This is a genomic window from Nonomuraea sp. NPDC049158, assembly GCF_040648335.1.
Classification (GTDB): Bacteria; Actinomycetota; Actinomycetes; order Streptosporangiales; family Streptosporangiaceae; genus Nonomuraea.
Genome location: NZ_JBEZDM010000028.1, coordinates 16,743 through 32,896 on the forward strand (window position 1 = coordinate 16,743; position 16,154 = coordinate 32,896).

Sequence of the window (16,154 nt, forward strand, 5' to 3'; positions counted from 1 at the left end):
ACCGATGGTGCCCGATCACTTGGTGGCCGAAGGACTCGGGCTGGGGCACGGGGCGGCGGTCTGCGTCTCGGGGGCGACCTCGACCAGCGGCAGCGGGTAGCGGTTGAGAATCGGCTCGCCGCATGAGCGGTCGACCATGTAGCCGTTCTCCTCGGGGTGGGTGATGATCGGGTTGCCGTCCTGGTCGTACAGGTAGACGTCGGTCAGTGGGGTGCCGTCCTTGGCGTACGGCTTGATGTTGTAGAACCCGTCCGACCGCGCCATGTTCTGCACGATCACGGGGGCGTCGGCCACCGCGTAGCTGACGGGCGAGGAGGACTCGACCGACTGCGCCGCCACGAACCCGGCGGCCAGCGCGAGCACGGCCGCCAGGTTGGCGGCGAAGGCGGTCGTCGCCGCCAGCCGCCCCCTCGACCGCCTGCCCAGCCAGACCGAGGCCCAGACGCACACGGCCAGCACCACCCAGTCGGTCAGGGTCTGCGGCACGAGCCGGCCATCGATGGCCACACTCAGCAGCACCATGGCCACCAGGTAGCCGCGCAGCACCCACCACCCGGGCCGTAACTCGGGCAGGAAGCCCGTGAGGCCCCGGTAGGGCGCCTGTCGCAGGAGCCGGGAGTGCACGGTCGCGATCCGCTCCTTCGTCCGGCGGCGGGGCTTCCGGCCGCTCTCCGGCCGGCCCCCGTAGGCGGCCACGAGCTCCTCGGCGTAGGCGGCGGGTGGCCCCAGCCGCTCCTCCAGCGGCGCGTCGGACTCGGCCGCGATCTCCGCCAGGTGATCGTCCAGGTCTTCGAGCAGTTCCTCGCGCTCCGGATGATCGGCCAGGGCACCCCGTACGGCCTGCGCGTACTGTTCGGGCGTGATCATGCTTGCCCCTCCTTGAGCAGGGAGGCCATGGTGGCCGCGAAAGAGGTCCAGGTCTTGGCCGACGAGGCGTACATGCTCCTGCCGACCTCGTTGAGCCCGTAGTACTTGCGGTGGGGTCCCTCGTCGGAGGCCACCACGTAGGAGTTGAGCGCGCCGGCCTTGAACAGGCGGCGCAGTGTGCCGTACACGGAGGCGTCTCCGACGTCGTCGAGCCCCGCCTCCCTCAGCCTGCGGACGACGTCGTAGCCGTAGCCGTCACGTTCGTCGAGCACGGCGAGGACCGCCAGATCGAGCACACCCTTGAGCAGCTGGCTGCTATCCACGCGATGCACACTACTATGCAAAGCGCAGTAGTGGCAAACAGAAAAACCGGGCGGCGCCACGAGGGCACCACCCGGTTCAACTCAACTCAACTGATCAGGCGCCCTTCGGGCAGCTCACCGAGAAGCTGGTGGAAGCAGAAGCCGAGTCGGGGCTGGTGACAACGAGCTGGACGGAACCCTTGGTCTCGCTGGCGCTCTGCGCGCCCGCGATGCCCCAGGTCACATCGACACTGCCGTTGACCTGACGCTCAAGGTCCGGGTTCTCACGCTTGCCGTCGATCACCCAGTAGTACTTGACGGTGGTCGGGGCGGTGCTGGAGATCGTCGCCTTGAAGTCGACGCCGGGGCCACGCTTGTCGGCGCAGAACTCGTTGCGCTGGCCGGAGACCGAGAGGCTCGAGACCGAGATCTTCGGCTTCGGCGCCTCGCAGGCGGCGTAGGACTGGCTGATGGAGTCGTTGTTCCTCGGCCCGGAGACGGACAGGGTGACCCGGCCGCCCTTCGTCGCGGAACCGGAGAGAACGCGGTCCGACAGCTCGACGGTACGCGAGCCCTCGCGGCCGAATCCGACCTCACCACGGTCAACGGACTGGCCGTTGACGTACCACGTGTACTCGACCCGCGCGCGGCCGGTCGAGTTGATGTTGGCGTGCGCGCCGACCTTGCAGCCGTCGTTGTTGGTCGCGGTCACCAGGCTGGTGGCCGAAACCCGCGCCGAGGGGGTCGGAGCCTCGTCCTTGCACCAGACCTTGTAGTAGGCCCGGTCGGAGGAGGAGCCGCCGCCGCGCCCGACAACCTGCAGGACGGCGTAGCCCCGCTGGCTCTCACGCGGCGAGTAGCCGAAGGAGACGGTCTTCGAGTGGTAGACCTTCGTCCGGCCATAGTCGACGACGCGACCGTTCAGCACCCAGCGGTACTTGACCCACGTCGGGTCGTTGACCTTGATCCGGCCAAGGAAGTTGACCTTGTCGCCGGGGGTACAGGGCCCGACGTACGAGCTCGGGTCGGCCCAGGCGCTGACCGAGATCTTCTTCGCGTCGAGCTGGTCACCGTCGATGACGACGGCGTCCTGGCAGGTGACCGAGAAGTAGCCCTTCTTGGAGGTCACCTTGCGCGGACCGAGGACCTGCACGGCCTCCCAGCCCTTGACCTCCTCGTTGAAGGTGAGCGTCTGGCCGATCTTGACCGACTTGGTGCCGTGGCCCTTGAGCTTCAGCACCTTGACCTTGCCCTTGGAGCCGTCTCCGTGGAGCCAGCGGTAGGCGAGCTCGGTCTTGCCGTCGAGCTTGACGTTGATGTTGGCCGAGATGTCGACCTTCACCGGGCAGGAACCGTCGTTGTCGCGGCTCGACGCCTTGGGCGTGGAAACCGAGACCTTGGGCCTGGCCTTGGTGGAGGCCGCCGCGGCGCCGGCCTTGCCCGCGGTGGCCTGGGTGGACGCCTGCGCGGGAGCGGCTGCCAGCCCCGCGACCATGGCGCCCAGCACGGCGGCGGAGGCGCCGAACGCCGCCGCCTTACGCGCTAATGGACGAGATGAGTTCATGTGAGAGTGCTCCATTCCGTTAGGGAAGAGATGCGCTCCGGGAACGGTCGCCACGCCGACACCACCCGTGTCCGGCAATATGACAAAGCCCCCGCAATGCCCCTTTACCTAAGCATAAAACTGATTGCACACTCAACACAGCCGAATCCCAGAATTGTCCGATTTTCGACGGAAAAATCAGGCCATGGAGTAGGCGATTCCGTCGAGGATGTCGTGTTCACTTACGACGACCTGCGGAAACTCGAAACGCCGCACGATGCGGTCCAGAATCAGGGCACCCACGCCAATCACGTCAACGCGACCTGGGTGCATCACTGGAATCTGTGAACGCTCACTATGGGTCATCGCGAGCAGCCGTCGCGTGACCTCGTGGACCTGCTGGGCGGTCATCCGCGAGTGATGGATCCGCTCCGAATCGTAGGCGGGCAGCTCGAGCGCGATGCCCGCCACGGTCGTGACGGAGCCGGCCAGACCCACCAGCGTGTGCGCCTCGTGGACGGGCACCGCCTCGGCGACCCGGTCGAGCGCGGCCTCGATGTCGGCCACCACGGCCTCCAGCGCCCGCGCCGACGGCGGATCGCCCGCGTCGCGCAGGTGCCGCTCCGTCAGGCGTACGCAGCCGATGTCGACCGACAGCGCGCCGATGACGTGCTCGGAGCCGACCACGAACTCGGTCGAGCCGCCCCCGATGTCGACGACCAGGTAGGGCGGGAGCGGCCCCTGCGGCACCCCGGTCTCCCGCGACAGCCGGACCAGCCCCCTGGTCGCGCCGACGAACGACAGCTCGGCCTCCTCCGCGCCCGTCACCACCTCGGGCTCCACCCCGAAGATCTCGCGCACCCCGTCGACGAACTCCTGCCTGTTGGCGGCGTCGCGCGTCGCGCTGGTCGCCACCACCCGGGTCGCCGTGGCGCCGTGCTGGTCGATGAGCTTGCGGTAGGTCCGCATCGCGGCGAACGTCCGCTCCAGCGCCTCGGGAGCCAGCCGTCCCGTCTGGTCGACCCCCTCGCCCAGACGTACGATCTCCATCCGCCGCTCGATCTCGGTGAGGTCGTTGTCGCCGACGTCGGCGATCAGCAGGCGTACGGAGTTGGTGCCGCAGTCAACGGCGGCTACACGCATGGTCCGTCACTCCACCACTCGGGGAGGGCATCCAGCGCCTCCCGGCCGAACGGGTTGGATCCTGGCACGGCCAGCTCGTGCGCGACGAGCGCGTGCAGGCACTTCACCCGCAGCGGCATGCCGCCGGTGCTCTGCATGTCACGCGGCAGCGGCTCCGTGCCCTGCTCCTGCGCCGCCTTGTCGCGCCTGGCCACGTAGTCGTCGTGCGCGGCCTGGTAGGCGGCGGCCAGCTCCGGATCGGTGGCCAGCCTGGCCTGCATCTCGCGCATCAGCCCCGAGCCTTCGAGCGTGCCGATCGCCGAGGCCGCCTTGGGACAGGTCAGGTAGTAGAGCGTGGGGAACGGCGAGCCGTCGGGCAGCCGCGGCGCGGTCTCCACCACGTCGGGGTTGCCGCACGGGCAGCGGTGCGCCACCTCGCGCAGCCCTCTCGGCGGGCGGCCCAGCTGTCGCTGCACCGCGTCGACGTCTCTGCTGTCCAACGCTCTCCCCTCACACGCCGCCGACGCTCCCCGCGCCGGTGCGCGGTTGTGGCCCGAGCCGGTGCTCATCCGGCCTTGCGGCCCTGGCCCGTGTCGGCGGCTTCGACCGATTCCCACAGCGTTTGGTACCACGGCGGCGTCGCGGCGGGCTGCTTGACCGTCGTCGTGGTCTTGTCCGGCTTGGCGTCCATGACCACGTAGCACTTCTCGCCCGGCCCGCAGTAGTGCAGCCGCTCCTTGGCCGTCCGCTTGATCCAGTTGGGATCGCGGATCTGCTCGGCCTGCTCGGCCAGCACCTGGCGGTCGGCCTCGACCCGCGCCTTCTCCGCCCGCAGCTCCGCGATGCCGCGGCGCTGCGCGATGTACTCGCGTACAGGGTAGGCCAGGCTCATCGCGATCGCGCACACCACGATCGCCAGGATGGCGGCCCGCCCGGTCAGCTGTGGCCTCTTCGCCAATGGTTCACACCTCCGTGTCCAGTTCAGTAGCCGAACTTAGCGGATGGTGCTATTTGCACCCTTCTGACCGGCTCGCGGCATACCCGCCATGCCGCGAGCCGTACCCGAAACTAGCGCTGGAAACGCGGAAAAGCCGCGCGACCCGCGTAGCGAGCGGCGTCGTCGAGAATTTCCTCGATGCGCAGGAGCTGGTTGTACTTGGCCACCCGGTCCGAGCGGGCGGGGGCGCCGGTCTTGATCTGACCGCAGTTGACCGCCACGGCCAGGTCGGCGATCGTCGTGTCCTCGGTCTCGCCGGAACGGTGGCTCATCATGCAGCGGTAGCCGCTGCGGTGGGCCAGGTCGACCGCGTCGAGGGTCTCGGACAGGGTGCCGATCTGGTTGACCTTGACCAGCAGCGCGTTGGCGGTGCCCTCGGCGATGCCGCGGCCGAGCCGCTCCGGGTTGGTCACGAACAGGTCGTCGCCGACCAGCTGGACCTTGTCGCCGATGGCCTCGGTGATGGCCTTCCAGCCGGCCCAGTCCTCCTCGTCGAGCGGGTCCTCGATCGAGACGAGCGGGTAGTTGTCGACCAGGTCCGCGTAGAAGGCGATGAGCTCCTGGGCCGACACGCCCTTGCCGTCGATCGTGTAGACGCCGTCCTTGTGGAACTCGGAGGCGGCCACGTCGAGCGCCAGCGCGACGTCGTCGCCCGGCGTGTAACCGGCCCGCTCGATGGCGACCAGGATCAGGTCGAGGGCGTCGCGGTTGGACGGCAGGTTGGGCGCGAAGCCGCCCTCGTCGCCCAGCCCCGTGGCGTAGCCCTTCTCCTTCAGCACGCCCTTGAGCGCGTGGTAGACCTCGGTGCCCATGCGCACGGCCTCGCGGAACGTGCTCGCGCCGATCGGCGCGATCATGAACTCCTGGATGTCGACGTTGGTGTCGGCGTGGGCGCCGCCGTTGAGGATGTTCATCATCGGCACGGGCAGCAGATGGGCGTTGGGGCCGCCCAGGTAACGGAACAGCGGCAGGTCGGCGCTGTCGGCGGCGGCCTTGGCCACGGCCAGCGAGACGCCCAGGATGGCGTTGGCGCCCAGCTTGGCCTTGTTGGGCGTCCCGTCCAGATCGATCATGATCTGGTCGATGATCCGCTGGTCCTCGGCCTCGATGCCGTTGATCTCTTCGAAGATCTCGTCGGTGACGGCGAGCACGGCCTTCTCCACGCCCTTGCCGCCGTAGCGCTCGTCTCCGTCACGCAGCTCCACGGCCTCGAACTGGCCGGTCGACGCGCCGCTGGGCACCGCCGCGCGCCCCCTGCCGCCGTCGTCGAGGATCACCTCGACCTCGACGGTCGGGTTGCCCCGGGAGTCGAGGATCTCGCGCGCGTATACGACCTCGATGGTAGCCACGGGTTTGCGCTCCTAAATCGAAAGGCAATATGCCTTCAGAGCCTATCGGTGCTCCGACTCCCAGCGGAGCACGCGGTCACGGTAGGCGCGGGCGGCGGCGCGGAGCTCGGCTTCGGCGTCGACTCCCGCCTCCTGAGCACGGCGTACGAGGTCGAACAGCTCGCGCCCCACCCCCTGCGAGATCGCGGCGGCCAGCCCGTCGGGGGCGCCGCCGCGCTCGGCGCGGCGCACCAGCTGGGCGGCCAGCGACAGCGCGGGCTGCCCCATCGGCACCCCGTCGAGCACCGACGGACGCTCGTCCTTCGCCGCCCGCTCGGCCGCCTTGATCGCCTCCCAGTTGTCGTTCACCTCGTCGGCCGTCTCCGCCCGCACCGAGCCGAACACGTGCGGATGCCGCCGCACCAGCTTCTCGACGATGCCCTCGGCCACGTCGTCCATGTCGAACCCGTCGGCCACCCGCGCGTGGAAGACCACCTGCAGCAGCAGGTCGCCCAGCTCCTCGCGCAACGCCGGGTAGTCGCCCTGCTCGATCGTCTCCAGCACCTCGTAGGCCTCTTCGAGCAGGTACGGGACCAAGGTCTCGTGCGTCTGCTTGCGATCCCACGGGCACTCGGTACGCAGCCGCTCCATCACCGCGACCAGGTCGAGCACCCGCGCGCCCGGCAGGTCGTAGGAGCCCGGCACCACCTCGATCAGCGGCGGCTCGGCCATCACGACGGCCGCGTGGCCGACCGCCCGCATGAAGTCCTCGGAGTCCTCGGCGGCCAGCCAGACCACCGTCTCCGTCACCGCCCGCCGCGCCAGCTCGGCGGGAACAGGCGTGACGACGGCCACCTCGACCCCGGCCTCGGCCAGGTAGGGCAGTTGCGGATGATCCGCGGACCCGGTCAGCACGCGGCCCGAGCCGAACGCCTGCCACGCCTGGTGGCTCAGCAGACCCGGCGCGACCCGCGGTGAGGTGGTGACGACGATCAGCGGCACGGCTAGCCCTGCGACTGCTGCTGTTGCTGGGCCTGGCCGGCCTCTTCCGTGGTCGCCGACGGCTTGCCGAACCGGCCGGCGTCGACGAAGCCCTGCTGACTGATCGAGCCGTAGCGCGGGCTGAAGACCGGGGCGATCGCGTTGTAGGCGGCCTTGAACTTCTCCACGGCCTGCTGGTTCTGCGGCCCGCCGAGCTTCTCCAGCACCTTGTTCACGCCGATCATGGCCCGCAGGTAACCGCGCGGGTTGGCCGGGGCGACGGCCTTGGACAGCAGGTTCATCTCGGCCGACTGCTGCTCGCCCTTGTCCTGGGCCGCGGCGTCGATCTCCGAGTCGCTGACCTGTACGCCGAACTTGTCGGCCAGCTGCTGCTGCCGGCTCTGCTCCGCCATCCTGGACAGAACGAACTGGTTGACCGACACACCGAGCTGCGACGGCTCGATGTTGACCTTCCGCAGCGCGGCCTCGTACTCCTGGACGTTCTTGTTCAGATCGCGCGACGAGATCCGCTCACTGCCCACGACGGCCGCGGCTCCGGCCTCCATAGGCGAGGAGCAGGCGGTCAGCGCGACACCCACCACGGCAGCGGCCACAGCCACTCGAATCGACTTCACGTGCGTCCTTTCCCGACAAAACCGCGGCTAGCTTACCCTCGCGGGCTCCAAGAACATGGCCTCGACCAGGTCACCGCACCATTTGAGCAGGTCGAGGTCGCGCAACGGCTGCCCGCCCAGGGGTTTGGTCTTCGGCGCGGGCACCAGCAGCGTCTCCGCCGCCTGCTTGTAGATGGCCTTCTTGTACAGGCGGTCGAGGCGTACCTGCTGCGACTCCCGCAGCCGGACCGGACCGAACTTGATGTTCTGGCCCTGCAGTGTGACATCGGTGAGCCCGGCCTGGCGGGCGCTGATGCGGAAGCGGGCGACGGCCAGGAGGTTCTCCACCTCTACGGGCGGCTTGCCGTATCTGTCCGTCAGCTCGGCGCGTACCTCGTCGATGTGGATCTCGGCCGAGATGGTGGCGATCCGCTTGTACGCCTCCAGGCGCAGACGTTCGGAGGTGACGTAGTCGTGCGGGATGTGCGCGTTGATCGGCAGCTCGACCTTGACGTCGGGGTGCTCCTCCGTCACCTCCGCGCCCGACAGCTTGGCCTTCTGTTCCTGCACGGCCTCGGCCATGAGCCGGACGTACAGGTCGAAGCCGACGCCCGCGATGAAGCCCGACTGCTCGGCGCCGAGCACGTTGCCCGCGCCGCGGATCTCCAGGTCCTTCATCGCGACGTACATGCCCGCGCCCATCTCGGTGTGCTGCGAGATCGTCGCCAGCCGCTCGTGGGCGGTCTCGGTGAGCGGCTTCTCCGGCGGGTAGAGGAAGTAGGCGTAACCCCGCTCCCTGCCTCGCCCGACGCGGCCCCTGAGCTGGTGCAGCTGCGAGAGGCCGTAGTTGTCCGCCCGGTCGACGATCAGCGTGTTGGCGTTGGGCACGTCGAGCCCGGACTCCACGATCGTGGTGCAGACCAGCAGGTCGTACTCGCGTTCCCAGAAGCCGACCATGATCTTTTCCAGCTGGTGCTCGTTCATCTGCCCGTGCGCCACCGCGATGCGCGCCTCGGGCACCAGCTCCCTGATCCGGGCGGCGACCCGGTTGATCGAGGCCACCCGGTTGTGCACGAAGAAGATCTGGCCGTCGCGCATCAGCTCGCGCCTGATGGCGGCCCCGATCTGCTTCTCGTCGTACGGTCCGACGAAGGTGAGGATCGGGTGCCGCTCCTCCGGCGGGGTGAGGATGGTCGACATCTCCCTGATGCCGGTCAGGCCCATCTCCAGCGTGCGCGGGATCGGCGTGGCCGACATGGCCAGCACGTCGACCTGGGTACGCAGGTGCTTCATGGCCTCTTTGTGCTCGACGCCGAACCGCTGCTCCTCGTCGATGATGATCAGTCCCAGGTCCTTGAACCGGACCTCGGGGCTGAGCAGCCGGTGGGTGCCGATCACCAGGTCCACGGCGCCGGTGCGCAGGCCCTCCAGGGTGCCCTTGACCTCGCCGTCGGTCTGGAAGCGGGAGACCGCCCTGAGCGAGACGGGAAAGCTGGAGAACCGCTCGGTGAACGTCGACATGTGCTGCTGCACCAGCAGCGTCGTCGGCACCAGCACGGCGACCTGCTTGCCGTCCTGGAGGGCCTTGAACGCCGCCCGCACCGCGATCTCGGTCTTGCCGTAGCCGACGTCGCCGCAGATCAGCCGGTCCATCGGGACGCCGCGCTCCATGTCGCGCTTGACCTCGTCGATGGCCTCCAACTGGTCGCCGGTCTCGACGTACGGGAAAGCGTCCTCCATCTCCCGCTGCCACGGGGAGTCGGCGGCGAAGGCGTGACCGGGCGAGGCCATGCGGGCGGAGTAGAGGCGGATGAGCTCGCCCGCGATCTCCTTGACCGCCTTCTTCGCCCTGGTCTTGGCCTTGGCCCAGTCGGCGCCGCCCATCCGGTTGAGCGTCGGGGCCTCGCCGCCGACGTAGCGGGTGACCTCGTCCAGCTGGTCCGTGGGGACGTAGAGGCGGTCGCCCTTGGCGTACTCGATGACCAGGTATTCGCGCGTCGCGCCCTGGACCGTGCGCTGCACCATCTCGATGTAGCGGCCGACGCCGTGCTGCTCGTGCACCACGTTGTCGCCGATCTTGAGCTGGAGCGGGTCGACCATGTTGCGGCGGCGGGAGGGCAGGCGGCGCATGTCCTTGGTGGACGCCTTCTGGCCGACCAGGTCGAGGTGGGTGAGCACGGCCAGGTTGGGGGTGATGAACCCGTGCTCGATCAACCCCGTCGACACATGGACGACCTTCGCCTCTGGCGACTTATCCAGATATTTCACCAACCGGGCGGGAACGTCCACGCCCTTGAGGACCTCGACCATCCGCTCGGCCGGGCCGTGCCCCTCACTCAGCAGCACGACCGCCTTGTCCTCGGCCAGATAGCCCTTGACGTCTTCGAGCGCCTTCCTGGTGTCGCCCCGGTAGGCCTCGGAGTCCTGCGCGTCGAGCTCGATCCCGGCCCCGAACGGCGCCATCGTCCACCACGCCTGCCCCAGCACGTCGGCGTGGTCGCGGATGTCCTCGAGCGAGCGGAACGCCGCCGCCCCGAGGTCGATCGGCGCCTCGCCGCCGGCCGCCGCGTTGATCCACGACGCCTCCAGGAACTCCTGCGAGGTGCGGACGAGCTCCTCGGCCCGGCCCCTGATCCGCTCGGGATCGCAGACGAACACCGCGGCGTTGCCGGGCAGGTGGTCGAGCAGCAGGTCCATCTCCCCGGCCAGCACGGGCGCGAACGCCTCCATGCCCTCGACCGGCGTCCCCTCGGCGAGCTGGTCGAGCACCTCGGCCAGCGCCGGGTGCTCCCGGCCCAGCTCGCGCGCCCGCTCCCTGACCTCCGTGGTCAGCAGCAGCTCGCGGCAGGGCGGCGCGAACAGGCCGCCGTCGGCGGCCTCCAGCGAGCGCTGGTCGGCCACCTTGAACCAGCGGATCTCCTCGACCGTGTCGCCCCAGAACTCCAGCCGCAGCGGATGCTCCTCGGTCGGCGGGAACACGTCGAGCAGGCCGCCGCGGACCGCCACCTCGCCCCGCTTCTCCACCATGTCGACCCGGTGGTAGCCGTTGTCGACCAGCCGCCGTACGACCCCGTCGAGGTCGGCGTCGTCGCCCGCGCGCAGGCGGGTCGGCTCCAGGTCGCCCAAGCCCTTGACGATCGGCTGGAGCAGCGCCCTGACCGGCGCGACCACCACGCTGAGCGGCCCGGCCGCCTGATCGTCCTTCACCGGGTGCGCGAGCCTCCTGAGCACGGCCAGCCGCTGCCCCACGGTGTCGCTGCGCGGGGAGAGCCGCTCGTGCGGCAGCGTCTCCCAGGCGGGGAAGACGGCCACCGTGCTGGGCTCCATCAGGCTGGTCAGCGCGCTCGCCAGGTCCTCCGCCTCGCGGCCGGTGGCGGTGATCGCCAGCACGGTCCGCTGATCGTGCCCGGCCAGCGCGGCCACCCCGAACGGCCGCAGCGCGGACGGCGCCACCAGCGCGATGTCGCCGCCCTCTTCGAGAGCGGCGGTCAGCTTGGGATCGGTGACGACAAGATCAAGCAGCCCGGACAGACTCATTTTCGACAGCCCCACGACGATTACCCCCAGCCGGCGGGCGTGGGGGTTGTGCTACAAGCCTATTCGCATCTACCGCACGCCCCCGTCCGGCTCCGAGACCTCGTCCGGCTCCGGGACCTTCTACGGCTCCAGGACCTCGTCCGACTCCAGGACCGTGTCCGGCCGCGGGACCTTGTAGCCCGGGACGGATGGCCAGCGGACCGTCAGGACCACCGACTCCTCCTCCGCGTGCCAGGAGTGGTCCACGCCCTTGCCCCAGACCACGTAGTCGCCCTGCTCGGCGAGCAGGACACTCCTGCCCGGTAGTTCGACGCGGAAGCGACCCGAGATCAGGATGAGCAGCGCCGTACGCTCCTCGCCGCGCACCCACTCGGCGCGTTCGTCACCCGGGGAGTGGGTGCCCCATTTGATCTCCACCCCGTCGCTGTGCCTCGGGTCGCCATAGGGTTTGAAATGGCCCAGCAGCCAGCCATGGTCCGTCGCGGCGTCGACATTCGCGTTGCCCACGTACACGAGATCGCTCACGGCGCAGGACGCTAGCAGGGAAATGGCTTACTAATTGGCGTCGATTGATTACTCTGGGTGACATGTCTGAGGTGCGGTCGGTAGCCCCAAGGGGCGATCTCTTTGGTCAGCGCATCCGCGAGCAGTGGGCCGGACGGCTCGGCAGGCGGCTCGACGTGCTCATCGCCGGATGCGCGCACGACGAGCCACTGGTCCTGGACCGGATCGACACCAGGGCCACCGGCGTCGACGAGGACCTGCCCCCGATCAGGAGGGTGGTCGGCGAGCGAGCCGACCTCGCCATGTGGTCACTGGGCGACCTGCGCTGCGTCCCCCTGCCTCCGAGGTCTGTGGACGTGATCCAGCTGTCGTTCCTGCTCGAGCGCATCCAGCACGCCGAGCTGGTCTTCGACCGGCTGCTGCAGGCGCTGCGCCCCGGCGGGCTCATCCTGCTGCGTATGCGCGACCGGAAATCCGCCTACGGTCTGCTCGACCGGATCACCCCGTGGTGGCTGCGGCGGCTGATCTGGCCGCACCTGGTGTCGGCGGGCACGCCGGGTCCGCTCCCGGCCGTCTACGGGCCGGTGACCTCGCGCGACGGGATCCACACCTTCTGCCTGACGCGCGGGCTCATGATCACCGACGACTACACGGCGACCAGCGGTCCGGCCATGGGGCGTGTCGGCCGCGTGGCCGTCAGGCTGACGGCCAAGCTGACCCGCGACCGGTTTCCGTCCACGCATGATGAGATCGCCATGGTCATCAAAAAGCCGCAGAACCACTTCGCGCGACTCATCTAGGCGTGTCTCGGCCCGTGTGACGGTCCGTCGTGGCCGGGGTCCTTGGGAGAGAAACCCTTCCGGGGGCGACGAGAGAAACGGTCCATCGTGACTGAGGTCCCCGTAGAGGCCCCCTCCGGGGAAGCGGAAGCAGACAATGCCCCGTGGAGGAACGCCCCCCATCGCGGGAGCGGAAGACGACGGCCCGCCGAGACACGGGTTCCCATAAAGGGACATCCCCGTCGCAGGAGTGGAACAACGGAATGTCCGGCGAAGGCTCGGGAACCCCGCACTAGCGACACACTTGTACCAAAGGCTAGACTCCTTTCCTACCAAGTCAATCGGAATAGTTGGGATGGCAGACCGTGGAGTGGACCCCAGGGGCGTACGAGCTGGCCGACCTGGAGTTGCTGCTCTCCGGCGCGTTCCAGCCGCTGAGCGGGTTCCTCGGGCATGACGACCTGCACACGGTGCATGAGCGCGGCACCCTCGCCGACGGCACCCCGTGGCCGGCGCCCGTCACACTCCACCTGCCGGAAGCGGCTCCCGGTGACGAGGTCACACTGCTCGATCCCGAGGGCGTGCCGCTGGCCGTGCTCACCGTCGCCGAGCGCGAGCCCGACGGCCTGACCTCCGGCCCGATCAAGGGCCTGGGCGCCCCGGAGCACGGGCCGTTCGCCCGGCTTCGCCGTACTCCGGCGCAGATACGCGAAGAGCTCGACGGCCGGGCCGCGCTCGCCGTCACCATGCGGGGACCGCTCGACGACCTCACCGAGATCGTCGCCACCGCCAAGGAGCTCGACGCGGTGATCGTGCTGCTCCCCCTCTCGTACGGCGAGACGGGCCCGGCCGTCGTACGCGCCGCGCTACGCGCCAAGGAGCAACTGCCCGAGGGCACCCTGGTGGTCTCGGTGCCGCTGGCGCCGCGCGAGGAGCCCGAGATCGACCTGGAGCTGCGCGAGCACGTCGCCACCGCCTACGGCGCGACCGAGCACCTGGCGGGCCCCGAGCCGGTGCGCATCCCCGGACCGCCGCACCGGCGCGGGCTGGTGGTCTTCTTCACCGGCCTGTCCGGCTCCGGCAAGTCCACGATCGCCCGCGGCCTGCGCGACTCGCTGCTCGAACTGGGCACCCGCCCGGTCACCTACCTCGACGGCGACGTGGTCCGCCACCTGCTGTCCAAGGGCCTGACCTTCTCCAAGAGCGACCGCGACCTCAACATCCGGCGCATCGGGTTCGTCGCCGCCGAGGCCGCGCGGCACGGCGGGCTGGCGATCTGCGCCCCCATCGCCCCCTACGCGGCCACCCGCGAGGAGGTGCGCGAGATGGTCGAGTCGGTCGGGGCCGACTTCCTGCTCGTGCACGTGTCCACCCCGCTGGAGGAGTGCGAGCGCCGCGACCGCAAGGGCCTGTACGCCAAGGCCCGCGCCGGGCTCATCCCCGAGTTCACCGGCGTCTCCGACCCCTACGAGGAGCCGGACGACGCCGATCTGATCATCGACACGACGCATATCTCTATCGAGGCGGCCGTCACCCAGGTGCTGGGGGCGCTGCGGAGCGGAGGCTGGGTTCGTTGATCGACTTCCCCCTGATCGCCGGGTCCTTTCTGGTCGCGATCGTCGTCGGGCTCACCGGCATGGGCGGCGGCGCGCTCATGACGCCGATGATGATGCTGTTCTTCAACGTCCCGCCGCTGGCCGCGGTCTCCAGCGACCTGGTCGCCTCCGCCGTGATGAAACCCGTCGGCAGCGCGGTCCACCTGCGCCGGGGCACCGTCAACCTGCGCCTGGTCGGCTGGCTCTGCGCGGGCTCCGTGCCGGCGGCGTTCTGCGGGGTGTTCATCGCGCGCGCGTTCGCGGTCGGCGACGCGGTGAAGTACGCGCTCGGCGTGGCGCTGCTGCTCGCCGTCGCGGGCCTGGTCGCCAAGACGTTCCTGGCCGGGAAGGGCGGCTCGTCGAGCGCCCGCGACATTGTCGTGCGCCCAATCCCGACCGTACTGGTCGGTACGGTAGGCGGACTCATCGTCGGCAGCTCCTCGGTCGGCTCGGGTTCCCTGATCATCGTGGCCCTGCTGGCCCTCTATCCGGCGCTCAAGGCCAACCAGCTCGTCGGCACCGATCTGGTGCAGGCGGTGCCCCTCGTCGCCTCGGCCGCGCTCGGCCACCTGCTCTTCGGCGACTTCCAGCTCACTCTGACGGTCTCGCTGCTCATCGGCTCGATCCCGGGCGTCTACCTCGGCGCCCGGATCTCCTCCAGGGCGCCGGGCGGCCTCATCAGGGCGCTGCTCGGGATCGTCCTGCTCGCCTCCGCGCTCAAACTGCTCGACGTGAGCAACACGGTGACGGTGTGGGCGCTGGCGGGCGCCGCGGTCGCGACCGTCGTGGGCTGGCGCTGGCGCGTCAGGGCCGCGGCACGGGCGTCGAGTGAAAGTAAGGATCTCGCGCGAGCTCGCTGAACGCCCGCCCGGCGGCGGGATCGGAGTCGAAGCTCGTGTCGCCGCGCGGCGCGTGCGGCGAGTCGAAGTAGATCAGCGCCTTGATCTGCGGATAGCGCTGGATCTGCGTACGCACCGACTCGAAGAACGACCGCTTGGCCGTACGGTCGTCGGCCCGCTCGAACACGCCCCATTCCGCGACCATGACCGGCTTGCCGGGAAAGCGCCACTGCATCCACCGGTAGAACCCCGGCCACTGGTCGAAGTCGGGCCGGGTCTTGTTGACCAGGCCGTCGAAGTCGCGGACCCGGCTGTCGGCATAGGGGTCGAGGGCCACCCAGTCGACCACGTCGTCACCCGGATAGAGCTGCTCGAACCAGGGCTTGGCCGCCCAGTTGGGCGCGCCCATGTACGTCATGACCGTGACCGCGTTCTTCACGCCCTCCTCGCGCAGCCTGAGCACGACATGGCGGTACATGGCCGCGTAGTCCGTGGCCTGCATGCCCGAGCCGGGGGCGGCGTCGACGTCGTTCTCCGGCTCGTGGTGGAGGGTGAGGAAGAACCGCTCGGGGAAGGTGCGCCTGATGTAGTCGGCCAGCCGGTCGATCCTGCGGTCGATGGCGCCGCGGGCGATCTGCGCCCAGGTGTAGTCGAGCGACGGCTTCCAGTTGATGAGCAGCAGCCTGGGCCGGACCGGGTCGCGGGCCAGCGCGACCTCCTCGCTGGTGGGGAACTCCTCCTTGCCCCGGTGATAGACGTGCAGCACGTCGGCGGTGCCGCCGACGCGGCTTTCCGCACCGTGGAGCGACCTTTCGATGCCCGTGCCGGTGAAGACCTCTGGGGCGATCCCCCACCAGGCACCACAAGACGGGATGAGCCTGGCGGTGACGGCGCAGGCCGGCGAGGTCTCCACGTTCGGCCTGGCGCTCGGCTGGGCGACCTGCGCCGGACTCCCCGAACCCTGCACGGCTGAGCAGCCCGCGAGCACGGCGACGACCAACAGCGCCACACCTTTGACGCTGATATTTACCGCTTTATGAGAAATTCCCCACCGGTTCAAGGCCGTTCAACCCCTTCAACAAGGACCCCCGTCCTATCAAACCTGAACCATGCCATGCCATTCCCAGAACTTCAGCCGGAGCGGGT

The 16,154-nt window shown here is 69.4% G+C and carries 15 protein-coding genes; 3 read left to right on the forward strand and 12 right to left on the reverse strand.

Going from position 1 to position 16,154, the window contains the following annotated elements; all coding sequences use genetic code 11:
- Nucleotides 1-15: 15 nt before the first annotated feature.
- From AB0B61_RS41295 to AB0B61_RS41345, 11 genes are all read right to left on the reverse strand, one after another.
- Nucleotides 16-867, reverse strand: coding sequence for a hypothetical protein (locus tag AB0B61_RS41295; RefSeq protein ID WP_358444339.1), 852 nt, complete (start codon nt 865-867; stop codon nt 16-18).
- Complete coding sequence (locus AB0B61_RS41300) at nt 864-1,190, reverse strand: PadR family transcriptional regulator (protein ID WP_358444342.1); 327 nt, start codon at nt 1,188-1,190, stop codon at nt 864-866. Before AB0B61_RS41300 ends, AB0B61_RS41295 begins: the two co-directional genes overlap by 4 nt.
- 94 nt (nt 1,191-1,284) lie before the next feature.
- Entirely contained in the window at nt 1,285-2,733 is a 1,449-nt protein-coding gene (locus AB0B61_RS41305) for a hypothetical protein (RefSeq protein ID WP_358444345.1), read from the reverse strand.
- Nucleotides 2,734-2,910: 177 nt separating this feature from the next.
- Nucleotides 2,911-3,855 (reverse strand): Ppx/GppA phosphatase family protein, encoded by a 945-nt coding sequence (locus AB0B61_RS41310; protein WP_358444347.1) that lies wholly within the window; start codon nt 3,853-3,855, stop codon nt 2,911-2,913.
- A complete protein-coding gene (locus AB0B61_RS41315) occupies nt 3,846-4,334 on the reverse strand; it encodes a DUF501 domain-containing protein (RefSeq protein ID WP_358444350.1) in 489 nt (162 codons plus the stop codon). The genes AB0B61_RS41310 and AB0B61_RS41315 overlap by 10 nt, the downstream gene beginning before the upstream one ends.
- Before the next feature lie 65 nt (nt 4,335-4,399).
- Complete coding sequence (locus AB0B61_RS41320; protein WP_358444353.1) at nt 4,400-4,792, reverse strand: septum formation initiator family protein; 393 nt, start codon at nt 4,790-4,792, stop codon at nt 4,400-4,402.
- A 110-nt stretch (nt 4,793-4,902) separates the two neighbouring features.
- The gene (gene eno / locus AB0B61_RS41325; RefSeq protein ID WP_358444356.1) at nt 4,903-6,180 is read right to left on the reverse strand and encodes a phosphopyruvate hydratase; all 1,278 of its coding nucleotides are present in this window, start codon (nt 6,178-6,180) and stop codon (nt 4,903-4,905) included.
- A gap of 42 nt (nt 6,181-6,222) precedes the next feature.
- Nucleotides 6,223-7,161: a MazG family protein gene (locus AB0B61_RS41330; RefSeq protein WP_358444359.1), complete on the reverse strand. Its 939-nt coding sequence runs from the start codon at nt 7,159-7,161 to the stop codon at nt 6,223-6,225.
- A 2-nt stretch (nt 7,162-7,163) separates the two neighbouring features.
- Entirely contained in the window at nt 7,164-7,775 is a 612-nt protein-coding gene (locus AB0B61_RS41335; protein ID WP_358444362.1) for a SurA N-terminal domain-containing protein, read from the reverse strand.
- Between the two features lie 27 nt (nt 7,776-7,802).
- On the reverse strand, nt 7,803-11,291 hold the full coding sequence (mfd, locus tag AB0B61_RS41340; protein ID WP_358444677.1) for a transcription-repair coupling factor: 3,489 nt from the start codon (nt 11,289-11,291) through the stop codon (nt 7,803-7,805).
- A 120-nt stretch (nt 11,292-11,411) separates the two neighbouring features.
- Entirely contained in the window at nt 11,412-11,816 is a 405-nt protein-coding gene (locus AB0B61_RS41345; RefSeq protein ID WP_358444365.1) for a signal peptidase I, read from the reverse strand.
- Nucleotides 11,817-11,878: 62 nt separating this feature from the next.
- On the opposite strand from AB0B61_RS41345, the gene AB0B61_RS41350 reads away from it, so the two are divergent.
- The 3 genes from AB0B61_RS41350 to AB0B61_RS41360 all read left to right on the forward strand — a co-directional run bounded on the left by AB0B61_RS41350 (nt 11,879) and on the right by AB0B61_RS41360 (nt 15,029).
- Nucleotides 11,879-12,595, forward strand: coding sequence for a methyltransferase domain-containing protein (locus AB0B61_RS41350; protein WP_358444368.1), 717 nt, complete (start codon nt 11,879-11,881; stop codon nt 12,593-12,595).
- Between the two features lie 344 nt (nt 12,596-12,939).
- On the forward strand, nt 12,940-14,151 hold the full coding sequence (gene cysC, locus AB0B61_RS41355) for an adenylyl-sulfate kinase (protein WP_358444371.1): 1,212 nt from the start codon (nt 12,940-12,942) through the stop codon (nt 14,149-14,151).
- Nucleotides 14,148-15,029: a sulfite exporter TauE/SafE family protein gene (locus tag AB0B61_RS41360; protein ID WP_358444374.1), complete on the forward strand. Its 882-nt coding sequence runs from the start codon at nt 14,148-14,150 to the stop codon at nt 15,027-15,029. Before cysC ends, AB0B61_RS41360 begins: the two co-directional genes overlap by 4 nt.
- On the opposite strand, the gene AB0B61_RS41365 is transcribed toward AB0B61_RS41360, so the two are convergent.
- A complete protein-coding gene (locus AB0B61_RS41365) occupies nt 14,974-16,017 on the reverse strand; it encodes a hypothetical protein (RefSeq protein WP_358444377.1) in 1,044 nt (347 codons plus the stop codon). The genes AB0B61_RS41360 and AB0B61_RS41365 overlap by 56 nt on opposite strands.
- Nucleotides 16,018-16,154 lie beyond the last annotated feature (137 nt).